Here is an 18,719-nt window from a genome sequence, read left to right on the forward strand (position 1 = left end):
TATAATTTGTCATTTACCTTTTGCACCGCTTAGCGGTGCTTTCCTGGAAGAACAACATGTCGTATACACCGATGAGTGATCTCGGGCAACAAGGGTTGTTCGACATCACTCGGACACTATTGCAGCAGCCCGATCTGGCCTCGCTGTGTGAGGCTCTTTCGCAACTGGTAAAGCGTTCTGCGCTCGCCGACAACGCGGCGATTGTGTTGTGGCAAGCGCAGACTCAACGTGCGACTTATTACGCGTCGCGTGACAAAGATACCCCCATAAAATATGAAGACGAAACCGTTCTGGCGCATGGGCCGGTGCGTAGCATTTTGTCGCGTCCTGATACGCTGCATTGCAGCTACGAAGAATTTTGTGAAACCTGGCCGCAACTGGCCACAAGCGGGCTATACCCTAAATTTGGTCACTATTGCCTGATGCCACAGGCAGCGGAAGGACATATTTTTGGCGGCTGTGAATTTATTCGTTATGACGATCGCCCGTGGAGCGAAAAAGAGTTCAATCGCCTGCAAACCTTTACGCAGATTGTTTCTGTTGTCACCGAGCAAATTCAGAGCCGCATCATCAACAATGTCGACTACGAACTGTTATGTCGGGAACGGGATAACTTCCGCATTCTGGTCGCCATCACCAATGCGGTACTCTCCCGCCTGGATATGGACGAACTGGTCAGCGAAGTGGCGAAAGAGATCCACTACTACTTCGATATCGACGATATCAGTATCGTTTTACGTAGTCACCGCAAAAACAAACTCAACGTCTACTCCACTCACTATCTCGATAAACAGCATCCCACTCACGAACAGAGTGAAGTTGATGAGGCCGGAACCCTCACCGAGCGCGTATTTAAAAGCAAAGAGATGCTGCTGATTAATCTCCACGAGCGGGATGATTTAGCCCCCTACGAACGCATGTTGTTTGATACCTGGGGCAACCAGATCCAGACGCTGTGCCTGCTGCCGTTGATGTCTGGCAATACCATGCTGGGCGTGCTGAAACTGGCACAGTGCGAAGAGAAAACGTTTACCACCACCAACCTGAGTTTGCTGCGCCAGATTGCCGAACGAGTGGCAATCGCCGTCGATAATGCCCTCGCCTACCAGGAAATCCACCGTCTGAAAGAGCGGCTGGTTGATGAAAACCTCGCCCTGACTGAACAACTCAACAATGTGGATAGTGAGTTTGGCGAGATTATTGGTCGCAGCGAAAGCATGTACAGCGTGCTCAAACAGGTTGAGATGGTGGCGCAAAGCGACAGTACCGTACTCATTCTTGGTGAAACTGGCACAGGAAAAGAGCTAATCGCCCGCGCAATTCACAATCTGAGTGGGCGGAACAATCGTCGCATGGTGAAAATGAACTGCGCGGCGATGCCTGCAGGATTACTGGAAAGCGATCTGTTTGGTCATGAACGTGGTGCCTTTACTGGTGCCAGCGCACAGCGCATCGGTCGTTTTGAACTGGCGGATAAAAGCTCGCTGTTCCTCGATGAAGTGGGTGATATGCCACTGGAGTTACAGCCGAAGTTGCTGCGCGTATTGCAGGAGCAGGAGTTTGAACGCCTCGGCAGCAACAAAATCATTCAGACAGACGTGCGTTTAATCGCCGCAACTAATCGCGATCTGAAAAAAATGGTCGCCGACCGCGAGTTCCGTAGCGATCTCTATTACCGCCTGAACGTCTTCCCGATCCACCTGCCGCCGTTACGCGAGCGCCCGGAAGATATTCCGCTGCTGGCGAAAGCCTTTACCTTCAAAATTGCCCGCCGACTGGGGCGCAATATCGACAGCATTCCTGCCGAGACGCTGCGCATATTGAGCAACATGGAATGGCCGGGTAACGTGCGCGAACTGGAAAATGTTATTGAGCGTGCGGTACTGCTAACTCGCGGTAATGTTCTACAACTCTCTTTACCCGATATCTCACTGCCAGAACCTGAAACGCCGCCTGCTGCAACGGTCGTCGCTCAGGAAGGCGAAGATGAATATCAACTGATTGTTCGCGTATTAAAAGAGACGAACGGCGTAGTCGCGGGTCCGAAAGGCGCTGCGCAACGTCTGGGGCTAAAACGCACGACCCTGCTGTCACGGATGAAACGGCTGGGAATTGATAAAGCGGCGTTGGTTTAATTGTCTGGAGTGCCGGACAGGAAGATCTATCCGGCACGCTATTCACGTGGTTTCTTCGGGCGATATTTTTCCGGCAATTCCGGCACTGGACGCTTATCATCAATCAGATGACGCACGGTTAAGCTCGGATGACGCCACAGCATTCGCGGCCCTGCCCAACGCATAATTTGCTTCATCTCTTCACGCTTCGCAGGCTGATAACAGTGAACCGGACACTGCTTACAGGCCGGTTTCTCTTCGCCAAACACACATTTATCCAACCGCTTTTGCGCGTAAGCAAACAGCGCATCGTAATGCCCCGGCTCCGCTGACGCCTGCGGGCATTGCGCTTGATAAAGATCGATCATTCTTTTAATCGTCAGTTTTTCACGAGAGATACGCTTGCCGGACATGCTGCCTCCATACTCTTAAGGTGCATTTATATTACAACTTAAATTTAAAGGGGACTATGGCTCTGAAGGAGGAGATTTCTTCAATCAGGCAATGTTGCGCCCCTTCTTCACAGTCAACAAGCAAACGCTGCAAAACAGCATTTTTACCGGAACCGACATCAAGAACTCACCTTTCGCGTCTTCCCCTGAAATGATTAACTCCGGTATCATGTGCGCCTTATGTGATTACAACGAAAATAAAAACCATCACACTACATTTAACATCAGGGAACCGGATCTAACTCCATGAGTGTAATAGAAAATTTCGACGCCCATACTCCGATGATGCAGCAGTACCTCAAGCTGAAAGCCCAGCATCCTGAGATCCTGCTGTTCTACCGGATGGGTGACTTTTACGAGCTGTTTTATGACGACGCAAAACGAGCGTCGCAGCTGCTGGATATTTCACTGACTAAACGCGGCGCATCTGCGGGCGAGCCGATCCCGATGGCGGGTATTCCCTACCATGCAGTGGAAAACTATCTCGCCAAACTGGTGAATCAAGGTGAGTCGGTTGCGATTTGTGAACAAATCGGCGATCCGGCTACCAGCAAAGGGCCGGTTGAGCGCAAAGTTGTCCGTATCGTCACGCCGGGCACGATCAGCGATGAAGCCCTGCTACAGGAGCGTCAGGACAATCTGCTGGCGGCTATCTGGCAGGACAGCAAAGGTTTCGGTTACGCGACGCTGGATATCAGCTCCGGCCGTTTTCGTCTGAGCGAACCGGCTGACCGCGAAACGATGGCGGCAGAACTGCAACGCACCAATCCGGCGGAACTGCTTTATGCAGAAGATTTCGCCGAGATGTCGTTAATTGAAGGTCGTCGCGGCCTGCGCCGTCGTCCGCTGTGGGAGTTTGAAATCGACACCGCGCGCCAGCAGTTGAACCTGCAATTTGGCACCCGCGATCTTGTCGGTTTTGGCGTCGAGAACGCGCCTCGCGGGCTTTGTGCTGCCGGTTGCCTGTTACAGTATGCGAAAGATACCCAACGCACGACCCTGCCGCATATTCGTTCTATCACTATGGAACGTGAGCAGGACAGCATCATTATGGATGCTGCGACACGTCGTAACCTGGAAATTACCCAGAATCTGGCGGGCGGTGCGGAAAATACATTGGCTTCCGTGCTCGATTGCACCGTCACACCGATGGGTAGCCGTATGCTGAAACGCTGGCTGCATATGCCGGTGCGCGACACCCGTGTGTTGCTTGAGCGTCAGCAAACTATTGGCGCATTGCAGGATTTCACCGCCGAGTTACAGCCGGTACTACGGCAGGTCGGCGATCTGGAGCGTATTCTGGCACGCCTGGCGTTACGCACTGCTCGCCCGCGCGATCTGGCTCGTATGCGCCATGCCTTCCAGCAACTGCCGGAACTGCGCGCACAGTTAGAAAATATCGATAGTGCACCAGTACAGGCACTGCGTGAGAAAATGGGCGAGTTTGCCGAGCTGCGTGACCTGCTGGAGCGGGCAATTATCGAGACACCGCCAGTGCTGGTACGCGACGGTGGCGTCATCGCTCCAGGCTATAACGAAGAACTGGATGAGTGGCGTGCGCTGGCTGACGGTGCGACCGATTATCTGGAGCGTCTGGAAATCCGCGAGCGTGAACGTACCGGTCTGGACACGCTGAAAGTCGGCTTTAATGCGGTGCACGGCTACTACATTCAAATCAGCCGTGGGCAAAGCCATCTGGCGCCAATCAACTATATGCGCCGCCAGACGCTGAAAAACGCCGAACGTTACATTATTCCGGAGCTGAAAGAGTACGAAGACAAAGTACTGACTTCAAAAGGTAAAGCACTGACGCTGGAAAAACAGCTTTATGAAGAGCTGTTCGACCTGCTGTTGCCGCATCTGGAAGCGTTACAACAGAGTGCGAGCGCGCTGGCAGAACTGGACGTACTGGTAAATCTGGCGGAACGCGCATATACCCTGAACTACACCTGCCCGACCTTTATCGATAAACCCGGCATTCGCATTACCGAAGGTCGCCATCCGGTGGTTGAACAGGTGCTGAATGAGCCGTTTATCGCTAACCCGCTAAATCTGTCGCCTCAGCGTCGCATGTTGATCATCACCGGTCCGAACATGGGTGGTAAAAGTACCTATATGCGCCAGACCGCGTTGATTGCGCTGATGGCGTATATTGGCAGTTACGTACCGGCACAAAAAGTCGAGATTGGACCGATCGATCGCATCTTCACCCGTGTTGGCGCAGCGGATGATCTGGCTTCCGGACGTTCAACCTTTATGGTGGAGATGACCGAAACCGCTAATATTCTGCATAACGCCACCGAGTACAGTCTGGTGTTGATGGATGAGATTGGGCGCGGGACGTCCACTTACGATGGCCTGTCGCTGGCGTGGGCATGTGCGGAAAATCTGGCGAATAAAATTAAAGCGTTGACGCTGTTTGCTACCCATTACTTCGAGCTGACTCAACTGCCGGAGAAAATGGAAGGCGTCGCCAACGTGCATCTCGATGCGCTGGAGCACGGAGACACTATCGCCTTTATGCACAGCGTACAGGACGGCGCGGCGAGTAAGAGTTACGGTCTGGCGGTTGCTGCGCTGGCAGGTGTACCGAAAGAGGTGATCAAACGTGCGCGACAGAAACTGCGTGAGCTGGAAAGCATTTCGCCGAATGCTGCCGCTACACAGGTAGATGGTACGCAAATGTCGCTACTTTCTGTGCCGGAAGAAACCTCGCCAGCGGTCGAAGCACTGGAAAATCTCGATCCAGATTCTCTGACTCCGCGTCAGGCGCTGGAGTGGATTTATCGGTTGAAGAGTCTGGTGTAAAAATAATTCCCGATAGCCTTTTACTATCGGGAATATTAACGACAACTGACGAATCTAATAAAAATACCCTGTATAATAGTAGAGATTATTTTACAGGGTAAAATCATGCCATCAACACGCTATCAAAAAATTGATGCTCATCACTACCGCCATATATGGGCTGTTGGTGATATTCATGGTGACTATCAATTATTACAATCCCGTTTGCATGAATTATCTTTTTGTCACGAAACAGACTTACTTATTTCCACAGGCGATAATATTGATCGTGGGTCGGAGAGTCTTAACGTGCTACGCCTGTTAAACCAACCCTGGTTTACCTCCGTGAAAGGCAACCACGAAGCGATGGCGCTTGATGCATTCGCGACTGGTGATGGCAATATGTGGTTAGCCAGCGGCGGCGACTGGTTTTTTGATTTAAATGATTCAGAGCAAAAAGAAGCAATAGATCTGTTGCTGAGATTTCATCATCTCCCGCATATTATCGAATTGAGTAACGATATTATAAAATATGTCATCGCACATGCAGATTATCCGGGTAATGAATATCAATTTGGCAAAGAAATCGCGGAAAGCGAATTACTCTGGCCTGTTGATCGCGTGCAGAAGTCGCTTAATGGCGAGTTACAAAAAATAAACGGTGCTGATTATTTTATATTTGGACATATGATGTTTGATAACATTCAGACATTCGCTAACCAGATTTATATTGATACCGGATCGCCGAAAAGCGGACGGTTATCGTTTTATAAAATTAAATAGTTAATCCCGTCAGGATAAGGATCAGCTCTGGTTCAGATCCGCTATTACCAATATCGGTCATGAATTTCTTCATAAAGACATCGGGTTTCGCACACCAGTTTACTGTCAGAAGTCGGCGTCACCATCAACGCTATTCAGGACGGATCATACAAAAGAAAAAGGCCAGCCTCACTTGAGACTGGCCTTTCTGACAGATGCTTGCTTATTCGCGGAACAGCGCCTCGATATTCAGCCCCTGAGTCTGCAAAATCTCACGCAGACGGCGCAGGCCTTCAACCTGAATCTGGCGAACACGTTCACGAGTGAGGCCAATTTCACGACCTACATCTTCCAGTGTTGCCGCTTCGTACCCCAGCAAACCGAATCGACGTGCCAGCACTTCACGCTGTTTGGCGTTCAGCTCGAACAGCCATTTGACGATGCTCTGTTTCATATCGTCATCTTGCGTGGTGTCTTCCGGACCGTTCTCTTTTTCATCGGCCAGAATGTCCAGCAACGCTTTTTCGGAATCACCGCCCAGAGGGGTGTCTACCGAGGTAATGCGCTCGTTAAGACGAAGCATACGGCTGACGTCATCAACTGGCTTATCCAGTTGCTCTGCGATCTCTTCCGCACTCGGTTCGTGATCCAGCTTATGGGACAACTCACGTGCGGTTCGCAGGTAAACGTTCAGCTCCTTTACGATGTGAATCGGCAAACGAATAGTACGGGTTTGGTTCATAATCGCCCGTTCGATCGTCTGACGAATCCACCATGTTGCGTATGTTGAGAAGCGGAAACCACGTTCCGGGTCAAACTTCTCAACCGCGCGGATCAGCCCCAGGTTGCCCTCTTCGATAAGATCCAGCAAAGCCAGACCACGATTGCCATAACGGCGGGCAATTTTTACCACCAGACGTAAGTTACTCTCAATCATCCGGCGGCGGGAGGCAACATCTCCACGCAGTGCGCGACGCGCAAAATAAACTTCTTCTTCGGCCGTTAACAGTGGCGAATAACCAATCTCACCAAGGTAAAGCTGAGTCGCGTCCAACACACGCTGTGTGGCACCCTGCGATAACAGTTCCTCTTCGGCCAAATCGTTATCACTGGGTTCCTCTTCTACTAAGGCCTTTTCGTCAAAAACCTCAACTCCGTTCTCATCAAATTCCGCATCTTCATTTAAATCATGAACTTTCAGCGTATTCTGACTCATAAGGTGGCTCCTACCCGTGATCCCTTGACGGAACGCTCAAGCAACAGCCTGGTTCCGCCGAATTATCGCTGCGGTAAATAACGCAGCGGGTTTACGGATTTCCCCTTGTAACGAATTTCAAAATGCAATCGTGTTGAACTGGTTCCGGTGCTACCCATGGTTGCTATTTTTTGCCCCGCCTTCACTTCTTGTTGTTCCCGGACCAGCATTGTGTCGTTATGGGCGTAGGCACTCAGGTAATCATCATTATGTTTGATGATAATCAGATTACCGTAACCGCGCAGCGCATTACCGGCATAAACAACGCGGCCATCTGCGGTCGCGGTAATTGCCTGTCCTTTGCTACCTGCGATATCAATCCCCTTGTTGCCCCCCTCAGAAGCGCCAAAGGTTTCAATCACTTTGCCCTCAGTTGGCCAGCGCCAGGTGGAGATAGGCGTACTGGTCGATGTACTGCTGACAGTCGGCTCGGTTGTGCTTGCTGTTGGCACTGTTACAGGCGCTGTGACCGTGGTCGCAGTTGGCTTGTTGTTCGGCAACATTTTGTTAGCACTCTGTTCACCCGAAGACTCAGAATACGTAATTGTCGGTTTCGACGCAACAGCAACGGTGGAATTTTGTGCAGGCTTGATCACAACTCCTTGCTCTGCTGCATCCGCCTGGGTAATAGCATTTCCGCCAGTAATTGGCGTACCGGAGGCGTTGCCAACCTGTAAGGTCTGACCGACGTTCAACGCGTATGGTGCCTGAATATTATTGCGTTGGGCGAGATCGCGGAAATCGTTGCCAGTGATCCAGGCAATATAGAAAAGTGTGTCGCCTTTTTTCACGGTATAGGTACTACCGCTATAACTGCCTTTCGGAATATTCCCGTACTGACGGTTGTAGACGATACGCCCATTTTCCATTTGCACCGGTTGCTGAGCGACAGGCTGTACCGGCTGGATTTGTGGTTGTTGCGTAGATTGAATTTGTGGCTGCTGTACCGGCTGAATTTGCGGTTGCTGCGCTGTAGATGTCGTTCCCATTTTCGGCGGCGGCGTAATCAGCATACCTGAATTGGTATTTGCCGGCGCATTGCCATTAACGGAACTAACTGGTGCCGGTGGATTCGATGTGTCAGAACAGCCAGCCAGCCATAGCGAAACCAGTGACAAAGCCGCAATACGGCGAACGGTGAATTTTGGGCTTCCCGCGCTCATTTATCCCCCAGGAAAAATTGATTAATAACCAGTGACATAATTACCGTGCAAGGCACCCTACTGAACACTGGAAAAGATGTTCACGATACGCTGACTTGCTGCAGAATAACCAGGAAAATTCCAGGTATTCTCTCGCACTTTAAGCCAGCTCCCCCTTCACTAGGGGGACAAAGCGCACGGCCTCTACGGTATCGATAATAAATTCGCCCCCACGGCGACGCACCCGTTTCAAATACTGGTGCTCTTCCCCGACCGGCAAGACGAGAATCCCGCCTTCATCCAGTTGCGTCATTAGCGCAGTAGGAATTTCGGGCGGTGCTGCCGTTACAATGATAGCGTCAAACGGCGCACGTGCTTGCCAACCTTGCCATCCATCGCCGTGACGGGTTGAAACATTATGTAAATCAAGATTTTTCAGGCGACGACGCGCCTGCCACTGCAAGCTTTTAATCCGTTCGACCGAACATACATGCTGGACAAGATGCGCCAGGATTGCCGTTTGATATCCCGAACCGGTGCCGATTTCCAGCACCCGCGACTGCGGCGTCAGTTCAAGTAATTCGGTCATTCGCGCCACCATATACGGCTGCGAAATTGTCTGCCCCTGACCTATCGGCAACGCGATATTGTCCCAGGCCTTTTGTTCAAACGCTTCATCAATGAATTTTTCACGCGGCACGGCGGCGAGTGCATTCAGCACCTGCTCATCCTGAATACCTTGCGCACGTAACTGATCCAGAAGTGCTTGTACGCGTCTGCTTACCATTGCGTGCCAACTCCCACGCTGTTTAACCAGTCTGAAACCACATCTTGCGCGCTATGCGCCGTTAAATCCACATGCAGCGGCGTGATGGAGACATATCCCTCATCTACCGCAGCAAAATCGGTTCCCGGACCAGCATCGCACTTACCGCCCGGTGGGCCAATCCAGTACAGCGTATTGCCGCGTGGATCTTGCTGCGGGATCACCTGATCTGCCGGATGTCGCGTACCGCAGCGCGTCACGCGAATACCTTTGATTTGATCCAGTGGTAAATCTGGAACATTAATATTGAGAATGCGCCCGGTGCGCAGCGGCTCTTTACACAGTGCGCGCAAAATGGAACAAGTTACCGCCGCAGCAGTGTCATAATGTTTATGACCGTCAAGCGAAACAGCCAGCGCCGGAAAACCTAAATGACGGCCTTCCATCGCAGCGGCTACCGTACCGGAATAGATAACATCATCCCCCAGATTGGGCCCGGCGTTAATGCCCGAAACTACAATATCCGGACGTGGACGCATCAGTGCGTTCACGCCAAGATAGACGCAGTCAGTCGGGGTTCCCATTTGCACAGCGATATCACCATTTTCAAAGGTAAACGTACGCAGGGAGGATTCCAGCGTCAGGGAATTTGAAGCGCCGCTGCGGTTACGATCCGGGGCGACCACCTGAACATCAGCAAACTCACGCAAGGCTTTCGCCAGCGTTTGTATACCGGGTGCATGTACCCCGTCATCATTACTCAGCAATATGCGCATAATCACCTGTTGTGTTGATAAGTTCCCTGACAACGCTGGTCGCAAAACTTCCCGCCGGAAGCCAGAAACGGATTTCTACGGTGACGTCATCCCACCAGTTCCAGCTTAATTGTTGCGGATATAACAGCATCGCTCTGCGCGCGGCTTCAACTTTTTCGCGCAGCAGTAAAGCTTGTAATTCAGTTTCTTCGGCCACGGCTGCTTGTTCGAATGCCAGCGCCTCACGTTGGGTTCCCCACTCGCCGCTACCGGGCAAAGCTGCGGTAATCATCAGCTCTTTATCGTTGACGCGACGCTGTAATTCCGCCAGTTCTTCGTTAGTTGCAACAAACCAACTGCCGCGCCCGGCTAATTGTAGCGCATCGCCGTCAACAACTTGATTAACTTCTGCTTTTTTGAGGCGCTCAGCAACAATCTGATTAAACAACGCACTACGTGCTGCCGACAACCAAAAACTGCGTTTATTGCGATCGCGTACCGGAGTATTGGTTTGCGCCCAGCGCAGCGCGCCCTGCAGGTTACTACCGCCAATACCGAAACGCTGCGCGCCAAAGTAGTTCGGTACACCTTTCACGCAAATATCGATCAGTCGCTGTTCAACGTCATCGCGATTGCTCACTTCTCGCAGCACCAGGGTAAAGGCGTTGCCTTTCAGCGCCCCTAAACGCAGTTTACGCTTGTGGCGCGCATACTCCAGCACCTGGCAACCTTCCAGTTGAAAGGCGCTCAGATCGGGCATCTCTTTGCCCGGAACGCGAGCGCATAACCACTGTTCCGTCACTGCATGTTTGTCTTTCTGCCCGGCGAAGCTGACTTCACGCGCATGGATTTTCAGGAATTTCGCCAGCGCGTCAGCCACAAAACGGGTATTGCAGCCGTTTTTAAGAATGCGCACCAGAATATGCTCACCTTCACCATCAGGCTCAAAGCCTAAATCTTCCACCACCACAAAATCTTCCGGGTTGGCTTTCAGCAGCCCGGTGCCTTGCGGTTTACCGTGGAGGTAAGTGAGATTATCAAACTCAATCATTTTGTTGCCTTAATGAGTAGCGCCACCGCTTCACAGGCAATCCCTTCCCCACGGCCGGTAAATCCGAGTTTTTCCGTAGTAGTGGCTTTCACGTTAACATCATCCATATGGCAGCCGAGATCTTCAGCAATAAACACGCGCATTTGTGGAATGTGCGGCAGCATTTTCGGTGCCTGAGCGATGATAGTGACATCGACGTTTCCGAGGGTATACCCCTTCGCCTGAATGCGTCGCCAGGCTTCACGCAGCAGCTCGCGGCTGTCTGCTCCTTTAAATGCCGGATCGGTATCCGGGAACAGTTTGCCGATATCCCCCAGCGCCGCTGCACCAAGCAATGCATCGGTAAGCGCATGGAGCGCCACGTCGCCATCAGAATGCGCCAGCAGCCCTTTTTCGTAAGGGATGCGCACACCACCAATGATAATTGGGCCTTCGCCGCCAAAGGCATGTACGTCAAAACCGTGTCCAATTCGCATTATGTATTCTCCTGATGGATGGTTCGGGTGAGGTAAAATTCGGCAAGCGCCAAATCTTCCGGGCGCGTGACTTTAATGTTATCCGCACGGCCTTCGACCAGCTGTGGATGAAAACCGCAGTATTCCAGCGCCGAGGCTTCATCGGTAATGGTAGCGCCTTCATTTAAAGCACGCGTCAGGCAGTCATGTAACAGCTCACGAGGGAAAAATTGCGGCGTCAGCGCGTGCCATAAACCGTTGCGATCAACGGTATGAGCAATCGCATGTTTGCCCGGTTCGGCGCGTTTCATGGTATCGCGCACCGGCGCAGCGAGAATCCCCCCCGTGCGGCTGGTTTCGCTCAGAGTTAACAGACGCGCAAGGTCATCCTGATGCAGACAAGGGCGTGCGGCGTCATGCACCAACACCCACTGCGCGTCACCTGCGGCTTTCAGACCCGCCAGCACGGAATTAGCACGCTCTTCGCCACCGTCAACAACGGTGATTTGCGGATGATTTGCCAGAGGAAGTTGTGCAAAACGACTATCGCCAGGGCTTATAGCAATGACGACACGCGACACCCGGGGATGCGCCAGCAGCGCATGTACCGAGTGTTCAAGAATGGTTTGATTACCGATAGAGAGATATTGCTTAGGACATTCCGTTTGCATTCGGCGGCCAAATCCGGCCGCCGGAACCACGGCGCAAACATCCAAATGAGTGGTTGCCATGTTAATTCCTGGGCTGATTTATCGATTGTTTTGCCCCGCAGACTGTGCGCGTTTCGACGCGTCAGGCACCAGACGATAAAAAGTTTCGCCCGGCCTGGTCATGCTGAGTTCATTACGCGCTCGCTCTTCGAGCGCCTCCTGACCGCCATTGAGATCGTCAATTTCGGCAAAAAGCTGATCGTTTCGCGCTTTAAGTTTTGCGTTTGTAGCTTGCTGTGCCGCCACATCATTATTGACGCGGGTATAGTCATGTATACCGTTCTTACCGAACCACAGCGAATACTGTAGCCAGACCAGAATAGCCAGCAACAGCAGCGTTAGTTTACCCATCCTGCCCCCTGAAAAACGGCATCTTCATCCCATGCATCCGAAGACGACTCTACATCCTCTGTTGGGGATACCGCGACAACGCGGGCAAATGTACCACATTTGTCCATTGTTACGTATACCCAGGGCGTGCAGAACATAATCTCATTATTGGTTACGGTTTGAATTATGAACAGAGTAGACGGGAAAGAACAAATTAGCCCAGCAACCACATAAACAGAGCACCAAACATAATGCCGACAGTCACCAGGGTGAAAACAATACTGTAGCGTAGCTTTCCGTCCATCAATGAATGCAGCGCAATACCCACCACCACCGCGACGGGCATCAGCGCCAGAAAGAAAGGCCAGGTATAGATAAAGAAGAACAGCGTGTTAGAGCCATAAATCAACATCGGTATCGCCAGCGCACACAGCCAGGAGACAAAACCGACCACAGCACCTGGCAGCGACCATGTGGTTTCTTCATCCTCAGTAAGGCTTTCACTATTTGTTAGTGTAATGTTATGGCTATTACGCATATCTGATCCTGTTACTTTGACGAACCGGGCATGGAAACCCGGTGGTGTCTCAGGATCTGATAATATCGTTCTGTCTCAGTAGATCTAATAATTGCTGAACCAAATTTGTTACTAATTGTTCACCATTGAGATGAATTTCTGCCGATTCAGGCGCTTCGTAAACGGAGTCTATTCCGGTAAAGTTACGCAGTTCACCAGTGCGCGCTTTTTTATACAAGCCTTTTGGATCGCGAGCTTCGCAAATCGCCAGCGGAGTATCGACAAACACTTCGATAAATCGACCTGCTCCTACACGTTCACGAACCATCTGGCGCTCAGTGCGATGTGGGGAAATAAACGCAGTCAGCACCACCAGTCCGGCTTCAACCATTAAATTTGCTACTTCACCGACGCGGCGGATATTTTCTTTACGATCGGCATCGCTAAAACCGAGATCGCTGCATAAACCGTGGCGAACGTTGTCGCCGTCCAGCAAATACGTACTGACACCAAGTTTATGTAACGCCTCCTCCAGCGCCCCGGCAACTGTCGATTTCCCTGAACCGGAGAGGCCGGTAAACCACAGCACAACACCACGATGACCGTGGTGTTGCTCGCGTTGTTGCACAGTTACTGGATGGCTATGCCAGACGACATTTTCGTCATGCAGCGCCATCATTTACCTCCCAGTAAATCGCGCGCACCCCAGTGTGGGAAGTGGCGGCGTACTAACGCATTCAGTTCCAGCTCGAACGTGCTAAATTCCGACGGCGCAACGGCAGCCTCGTTTTTCGGCTCATGCACCATACCGGCGCCCACAGTCACGTTGCTCAGGCGATCGATAAAAATCAGCCCGCCGGTAACCGGGTTTTGCTGATAACGATCTAACACCAACGGCTCATCGAAGGTGAGCTCCACCAGGCCGATGCCGTTCAGCGGCAGGTTTTCAACTTCGCGTTGGGTAAGGTTATTAATATCAACCTGATAGCGAATGCCATCAACACGAGCGCGCGTCTTCTTACCGGCAATTTTGATGTCGTAACTCTGGCCCGGGGAAAGCGGCTGTTCCGCCATCCATACCACATCCACCGACGCGCTCTGCACTGCCGGTAACGCTTCGTCTGCCGCCAGCAGCAGATCGCCACGGCTGATGTCGATCTCATCCGTCAGCACCAGAGTGATCGCTTCTCCGGCAAAGGCATCTTCGCGATCGCCATCAAAAGTAACGATCCGCGCAATGTTTGACTCCACGCCAGAGGGGAGCACTTTGACACGTTGCCCGACTTTCACGCTGCCAGAGGCCAGCGTTCCGGCGTAGCCACGAAAATCAAGATTCGGGCGGTTAACGTACTGCACCGGGAAGCGCATTGGCTGGGCATCCACCACTCGTTGGATCTCTACGGTTTCCAGCATTTCGAGCAGTGTCGGACCGCTGTACCACGGCATACTTTCACTTTGCGAAGCCACGTTATCGCCTTCCAGCGCGGAGAGTGGCACAAAGCGGATATCCAGATTGCCCGGTAATTGTTCCGCGAAAGTCAGGTAGTCTTCACGAATGCGGGTGAACGTCTCTTCGCGGTAATCCACCAGATCCATTTTGTTGATCGCCACGACCAGATGTTTGATCCCCAACAGCGTAGAGATAAAACTGTGCCGGCGGGTTTGATCGAGTACGCCTTTACGGGCGTCGATCAGCAAGATCGCCAGCTCACATGTTGACGCGCCGGTCGCCATATTGCGGGTGTACTGTTCGTGCCCAGGAGTGTCGGCGATAATAAATTTACGCTTCTCGGTGGAGAAATAGCGGTAAGCCACGTCAATGGTGATGCCCTGCTCGCGCTCAGCTTGCAGACCATCCACCAGCAATGCCAGATCCAGTTTTTCGCCCTGGGTGCCGTGACGCTTACTGTCGTTATGCAGTGATGAAAGCTGATCTTCATAGATTTGGCGAGTATCGTGCAGCAGGCGACCAATCAGGGTACTTTTGCCATCATCGACGCTGCCGCAGGTCAGAAAACGCAGCAGGCTTTTATGTTGTTGCGCGATCATCCAGGCTTCGACGCCACCTTCATTGGCGATTTGTTGTGCAAGTGCGGTGTTCATCTTAAAAATACCCCTGACGTTTTTTCAGCTCCATAGACCCTGCCTGGTCGCGGTCAATCACGCGGCCCTGACGTTCACTGGTGGTGGAAACCAGCATCTCTTCGATGATCTCCGGCAGTGTTTGCGCATTTGACTCCACCGCGCCGGTCAGCGGCCAGCAGCCCAGCGTGCGGAAACGCACCATCCGTTTTTTAATCACTTCGCCGGGTTGCAGGTCGATACGGTTGTCATCAATCATCATCAACATACCGTCGCGTTCCAGAACCGGACGTTCAGCGGCGAGATACAGCGGAACAATGTCGATATTTTCCAGCCAGATGTACTGCCAGATATCCTGTTCGGTCCAGTTGGAAAGCGGGAAGACGCGGATACTTTCGCCTTTGTTAATCTGCCCGTTGTAGTTGTGCCACAGCTCCGGGCGCTGATTTTTTGGATCCCAACGATGAAAGCGGTCACGGAAAGAGTAGATACGCTCTTTAGCGCGGGATTTTTCTTCGTCACGGCGTGCCCCACCGAAGGCGGCATCAAAACCGTATTTGTTCAGTGCCTGCTTCAGACCTTCAGTTTTCATGATGTCGGTATGTTTGGCGCTGCCGTGCACGAATGGATTAATCCCCATTGCCACGCCTTCCGGATTTTTATGCACCAGCAACTCGCAGCCGTAGGCTTTAGCCGTGCGATCGCGGAACTCATACATCTCGCGGAATTTCCAGCCAGTATCAACATGCAGCAATGGGAAAGGCAGCGTACCTGGATAAAACGCCTTGCGCGCCAGATGCAGCATGACGCTGGAATCTTTACCGATAGAGTAGAGCATCACCGGATTTGAGAATTCTGCAGCCACCTCACGAATAATGTGGATGCTTTCCGCCTCCAGTTGCCGCAGGTGAGTAAGTCGTTTTTGATCCATAACCGTTCCTTTGCAATACCGCTATTTTCTTGCCATCAGATGTTTCGACTATAGGGAGCGTAAGAGAACGAATGAAATTACCAATTAGAATGAGTAGTTCCTTAACGGAATAACGATTTGGCAAAGCTAATATCAAAAAGTGCTTAAGGCTCCGGATTTCGGGCATTTAGGAAGATTTGAAATTGTTTTAGCGCAGCGGCAGTTTCATACTATGGCGGTAAAAAATTTGCATGGTATTTAAGGACTCACTATGTTTTCCGCATTGCGCCACCGTACCGCTGCCCTGGCGCTCGGCGTATGCTTTATTCTCCCCGTACACGCCTCGTCACCTAAACCTGGTGATTTTGCCAATACACAGGCGCGACATATTGCCACTTTCTTTCCGGGACGCATGACCGGAACACCCGCAGAAATGTTATCTGCCGATTATATTCGCCAACAGTTTCAGCAAATGGGTTATCGCAGTGATATTCGGACATTTAATAGCCGATATATTTATACCGCCCGCGATAATCGCAAGAACTGGCATAACGTGACGGGAAGTACGGTGATTGCCGCCCATGAAGGCAAAGCGCCGCAGCAGATCATTATTATGGCGCATCTGGATACCTACGCCCCGCAGAGCGATGCTGACGCCGATGCCAATCTCGGCGGGCTGACATTACAAGGAATGGATGATAACGCCGCAGGTTTAGGTGTCATGCTGGAACTGGCAGAACGCCTGAAAAATACGCCAACCGAATATGGTATTCGTTTTGTGGCGACCAGTGGCGAAGAGGAAGGGAAATTAGGCGCTGAGAATTTACTCAAGCGGATGAGTGACACCGAAAGGAAAAATACGCTGCTGGTGATTAATCTCGATAACTTAATTGTCGGCGATAAATTGTATTTCAACAGTGGCGTAAAAGCCCCTGAAGCAGTAAGGACATTAACGCGCGACAGGGCGCTGGCAATTGCCCGCAGTCATGGAATTGCCGCTACGACCAATCCGGGTTTGAATAAAAATTATCCGAAAGGCACCGGATGTTGTAATGACGCCGAAGTTTTCGACAAAGCCGGTATTGCCGTACTTTCGGTGGAAGCGACAAACTGGAATCTGGGAAATAAAGACGGTTATCAGCAACGCGCAAAAACAGCCGCATTCCCTGAGGGAACCAGCTGGCATGATGTAAGACTGGATAATCAACAGCATATTGATAAGGCACTTCCTGGAAGAATAGAACGCCGCTGCCGTGATGTAATGCGGATAATGCTACCGCTGGTGAAGGAGCTGGCGAAGGCGTCTTGATGGGTTTTAACTGATTATTCCTGTGCCTGCAGGAAATCAATGCCACCTGAAACAGAGTAAAAAAGGGTGCAGGAGACCAAACCATCACAATTCAATACGCGGGGTTTTACCCCCGCGTGGTGGCTACTTCTTCGATTCGTAAGCGAGAACTGCCTTAAACTCCATACCACGTTCTCTGATACTCAACTCACACAACGAGTCACTACCATCAGCGTGAATCCCAGTACTGTAAAACACAGTACTATGATTGCCACAAGGGCATATTTTGTCAGCATGTCTTGCCTCCCTGCAAAGAAGAGACTAACATCCGAATTGCTTAGGTTCGAACGCTGGCCTCAGGTTGATAGAAATATCGCCTGGGGCTTTTGTCCATCTGGAACCTCGCGAATGCTTAACGCCAGACAGCCTCAAGCACCCGACACCATTCTATACCTGTTGATTCTCCCTGCGACGTTCACGTTTAAATGCCGGAATGCTGCTCGCAAAATAAAAACGCCCCATCATTTCTGACAGAGGCGTTTAATTTATCCGGATAACGTTTACCCTTCGTGTAATCCACATTCCCTTTTTAAGCCAAAGAAACGCGTTTCTTCTTCCGCCATTCCGGGTTCCCATTTACGGGTTGTATGAGTATCACCGACCGATAAATATCCTTCGTCCCATAATGGGTGATATTTCAGGCCATGTTTTTGCAGATACTGATAAATAGTTCGGTTATCCCAGTCTATAATCGGCAGCACTTTAAATACGCCACGCTGGATAGCCAGCACCGGTAAATTGGCGCGGCTGCCAGATTGTTCACGGCGTAATCCTGCAAACCAGGTTTGCGCATTCAGCTCTTTCAGCGCCCGGTTCATGGGTTCGACTTTGTTGATCTCATTGTATTTTTCAATGCCATCAACACCCTGCTCCCACAGTTTACCGTAGCGCGCTTCCTGCCAGGCGGCGCTTTCTTTTGCCCTGTAGACCTTCAGGTTCAGTTTGAGTTTGTCCGTTAACTCATCAATAAAGCGGTAGGTTTCCGGGAACAGATAACCAGTATCGGTGAGGATCACCGGAATATCCGGGCGAATCTGGTTCACCAGATGCAGGCTCACCGCTGCCTGAATGCCGAAACTGGAAGAGAGCACATATTCACCGGGCAGATTTTCCAGCGCCCAGGCAACGCGGCCTTCAGCGTCCAGTTTTTCCAGTTGGGCGTTAGTTTCCGCCAGCGCCAGAATACGCTCTACCTTCGGCAGGTCATTCAGGGCGTTTAGATCGAGTCTGGACATAATTACCTCTGCACTTTTCCCCTCACCCTACCCCTCTCCCAAAAGGAG

Annotated in this window: 18 protein-coding genes and 1 pseudogene; 4 read left to right on the plus strand and 15 right to left on the minus strand. The window is 51.5% G+C overall.

Features of this window, described 5'->3' with window-relative positions:
• Positions 1–56: 56 nt before the first annotated feature.
• On the plus strand, positions 57–2,135 hold the full coding sequence (gene flhA, locus BEG40_RS15410) for a formate hydrogenlyase transcriptional activator FlhA (RefSeq protein WP_016159610.1): 2,079 nt from the start codon (positions 57–59) through the stop codon (positions 2,133–2,135).
• Between the two features lie 38 nt (positions 2,136–2,173).
• Here flhA and BEG40_RS15415 read toward each other — a convergent pair whose 3' ends face one another.
• Entirely contained in the window at positions 2,174–2,527 is a 354-nt protein-coding gene (locus BEG40_RS15415; RefSeq protein WP_105285692.1) for a nitrous oxide-stimulated promoter family protein, read from the minus strand.
• Between the two features lie 285 nt (positions 2,528–2,812).
• Between BEG40_RS15415 and mutS the strand changes: the two genes are divergently transcribed.
• Both mutS and pphB read left to right on the plus strand, forming a co-directional pair.
• Entirely contained in the window at positions 2,813–5,374 is a 2,562-nt protein-coding gene (mutS, locus tag BEG40_RS15420) for a DNA mismatch repair protein MutS (protein ID WP_000110912.1), read from the plus strand.
• A gap of 105 nt (positions 5,375–5,479) precedes the next feature.
• Entirely contained in the window at positions 5,480–6,136 is a 657-nt protein-coding gene (gene pphB / locus BEG40_RS15425; RefSeq protein ID WP_016159612.1) for a protein-serine/threonine phosphatase, read from the plus strand.
• A 202-nt stretch (positions 6,137–6,338) separates the two neighbouring features.
• On the opposite strand, the gene rpoS is transcribed toward pphB, so the two are convergent.
• The 12 genes from rpoS to cysD all read right to left on the minus strand — a co-directional run bounded on the left by rpoS (position 6,339) and on the right by cysD (position 16,109).
• Entirely contained in the window at positions 6,339–7,331 is a 993-nt protein-coding gene (gene rpoS / locus BEG40_RS15430) for an RNA polymerase sigma factor RpoS (protein ID WP_000081550.1), read from the minus strand.
• Between the two features lie 62 nt (positions 7,332–7,393).
• Positions 7,394–8,533 carry a murein hydrolase activator NlpD gene (nlpD, locus tag BEG40_RS15435; protein WP_001272603.1) on the minus strand — a complete coding sequence of 380 codons (1,140 nt, stop codon included), beginning with the start codon at positions 8,531–8,533 and terminating at the stop codon, positions 7,394–7,396.
• A gap of 139 nt (positions 8,534–8,672) precedes the next feature.
• Positions 8,673–9,299 carry a protein-L-isoaspartate O-methyltransferase gene (pcm, locus tag BEG40_RS15440; RefSeq protein ID WP_000254704.1) on the minus strand — a complete coding sequence of 209 codons (627 nt, stop codon included), beginning with the start codon at positions 9,297–9,299 and terminating at the stop codon, positions 8,673–8,675.
• Complete coding sequence (gene surE / locus BEG40_RS15445) at positions 9,293–10,054, minus strand: 5'/3'-nucleotidase SurE (protein WP_001295182.1); 762 nt, start codon at positions 10,052–10,054, stop codon at positions 9,293–9,295. Before surE ends, pcm begins: the two co-directional genes overlap by 7 nt.
• Positions 10,035–11,084, minus strand: a complete 1,050-nt coding sequence (gene truD / locus BEG40_RS15450) for a tRNA pseudouridine(13) synthase TruD (RefSeq protein WP_000568938.1) — start codon at positions 11,082–11,084, stop codon at positions 10,035–10,037. The genes surE and truD overlap by 20 nt, the downstream gene beginning before the upstream one ends.
• Entirely contained in the window at positions 11,081–11,560 is a 480-nt protein-coding gene (ispF, locus tag BEG40_RS15455; protein WP_001219242.1) for a 2-C-methyl-D-erythritol 2,4-cyclodiphosphate synthase, read from the minus strand. The genes truD and ispF overlap by 4 nt, the downstream gene beginning before the upstream one ends.
• A complete protein-coding gene (gene ispD / locus BEG40_RS15460; protein ID WP_000246150.1) occupies positions 11,560–12,270 on the minus strand; it encodes a 2-C-methyl-D-erythritol 4-phosphate cytidylyltransferase in 711 nt (236 codons plus the stop codon). Before ispD ends, ispF begins: the two co-directional genes overlap by 1 nt.
• Before the next feature lie 18 nt (positions 12,271–12,288).
• Entirely contained in the window at positions 12,289–12,600 is a 312-nt protein-coding gene (gene ftsB, locus BEG40_RS15465) for a cell division protein FtsB (RefSeq protein ID WP_000517479.1), read from the minus strand.
• 193 nt (positions 12,601–12,793) lie between these two features.
• On the minus strand, positions 12,794–13,117 hold the full coding sequence (locus BEG40_RS15470; RefSeq protein ID WP_001246115.1) for a DUF3561 family protein: 324 nt from the start codon (positions 13,115–13,117) through the stop codon (positions 12,794–12,796).
• Positions 13,118–13,166: 49 nt separating this feature from the next.
• Positions 13,167–13,772 (minus strand): adenylyl-sulfate kinase, encoded by a 606-nt coding sequence (gene cysC / locus BEG40_RS15475; RefSeq protein WP_105285708.1) that lies wholly within the window; start codon positions 13,770–13,772, stop codon positions 13,167–13,169.
• Positions 13,772–15,199, minus strand: coding sequence for a sulfate adenylyltransferase subunit CysN (gene cysN / locus BEG40_RS15480; RefSeq protein ID WP_105285693.1), 1,428 nt, complete (start codon positions 15,197–15,199; stop codon positions 13,772–13,774). The genes cysC and cysN overlap by 1 nt, the downstream gene beginning before the upstream one ends.
• A gap of 1 nt (position 15,200) precedes the next feature.
• Positions 15,201–16,109, minus strand: a complete 909-nt coding sequence (gene cysD, locus BEG40_RS15485; protein WP_000372392.1) for a sulfate adenylyltransferase subunit CysD — start codon at positions 16,107–16,109, stop codon at positions 15,201–15,203.
• 250 nt (positions 16,110–16,359) lie between these two features.
• Here cysD and iap point away from each other — a divergent pair, with 250 nt between their 5' ends.
• Positions 16,360–17,397: an alkaline phosphatase isozyme conversion aminopeptidase gene (gene iap, locus BEG40_RS15490; protein ID WP_105285694.1), complete on the plus strand. Its 1,038-nt coding sequence runs from the start codon at positions 16,360–16,362 to the stop codon at positions 17,395–17,397.
• Positions 17,398–17,520: 123 nt separating this feature from the next.
• Here iap and BEG40_RS15495 read toward each other — a convergent pair.
• Both BEG40_RS15495 and cysH read right to left on the minus strand, forming a co-directional pair.
• A pseudogene (locus BEG40_RS15495) lies at positions 17,521–17,672 on the minus strand (Hok/Gef family protein).
• 264 nt (positions 17,673–17,936) lie between these two features.
• On the minus strand, positions 17,937–18,671 hold the full coding sequence (gene cysH / locus BEG40_RS15505; RefSeq protein WP_000088608.1) for a phosphoadenosine phosphosulfate reductase: 735 nt from the start codon (positions 18,669–18,671) through the stop codon (positions 17,937–17,939).
• Positions 18,672–18,719: the final 48 nt, after the last annotated feature.

Source organism: Escherichia sp. MOD1-EC5495, from assembly GCF_002965965.1.
GTDB lineage: Bacteria > Pseudomonadota > Gammaproteobacteria > Enterobacterales > Enterobacteriaceae > Escherichia > Escherichia ruysiae.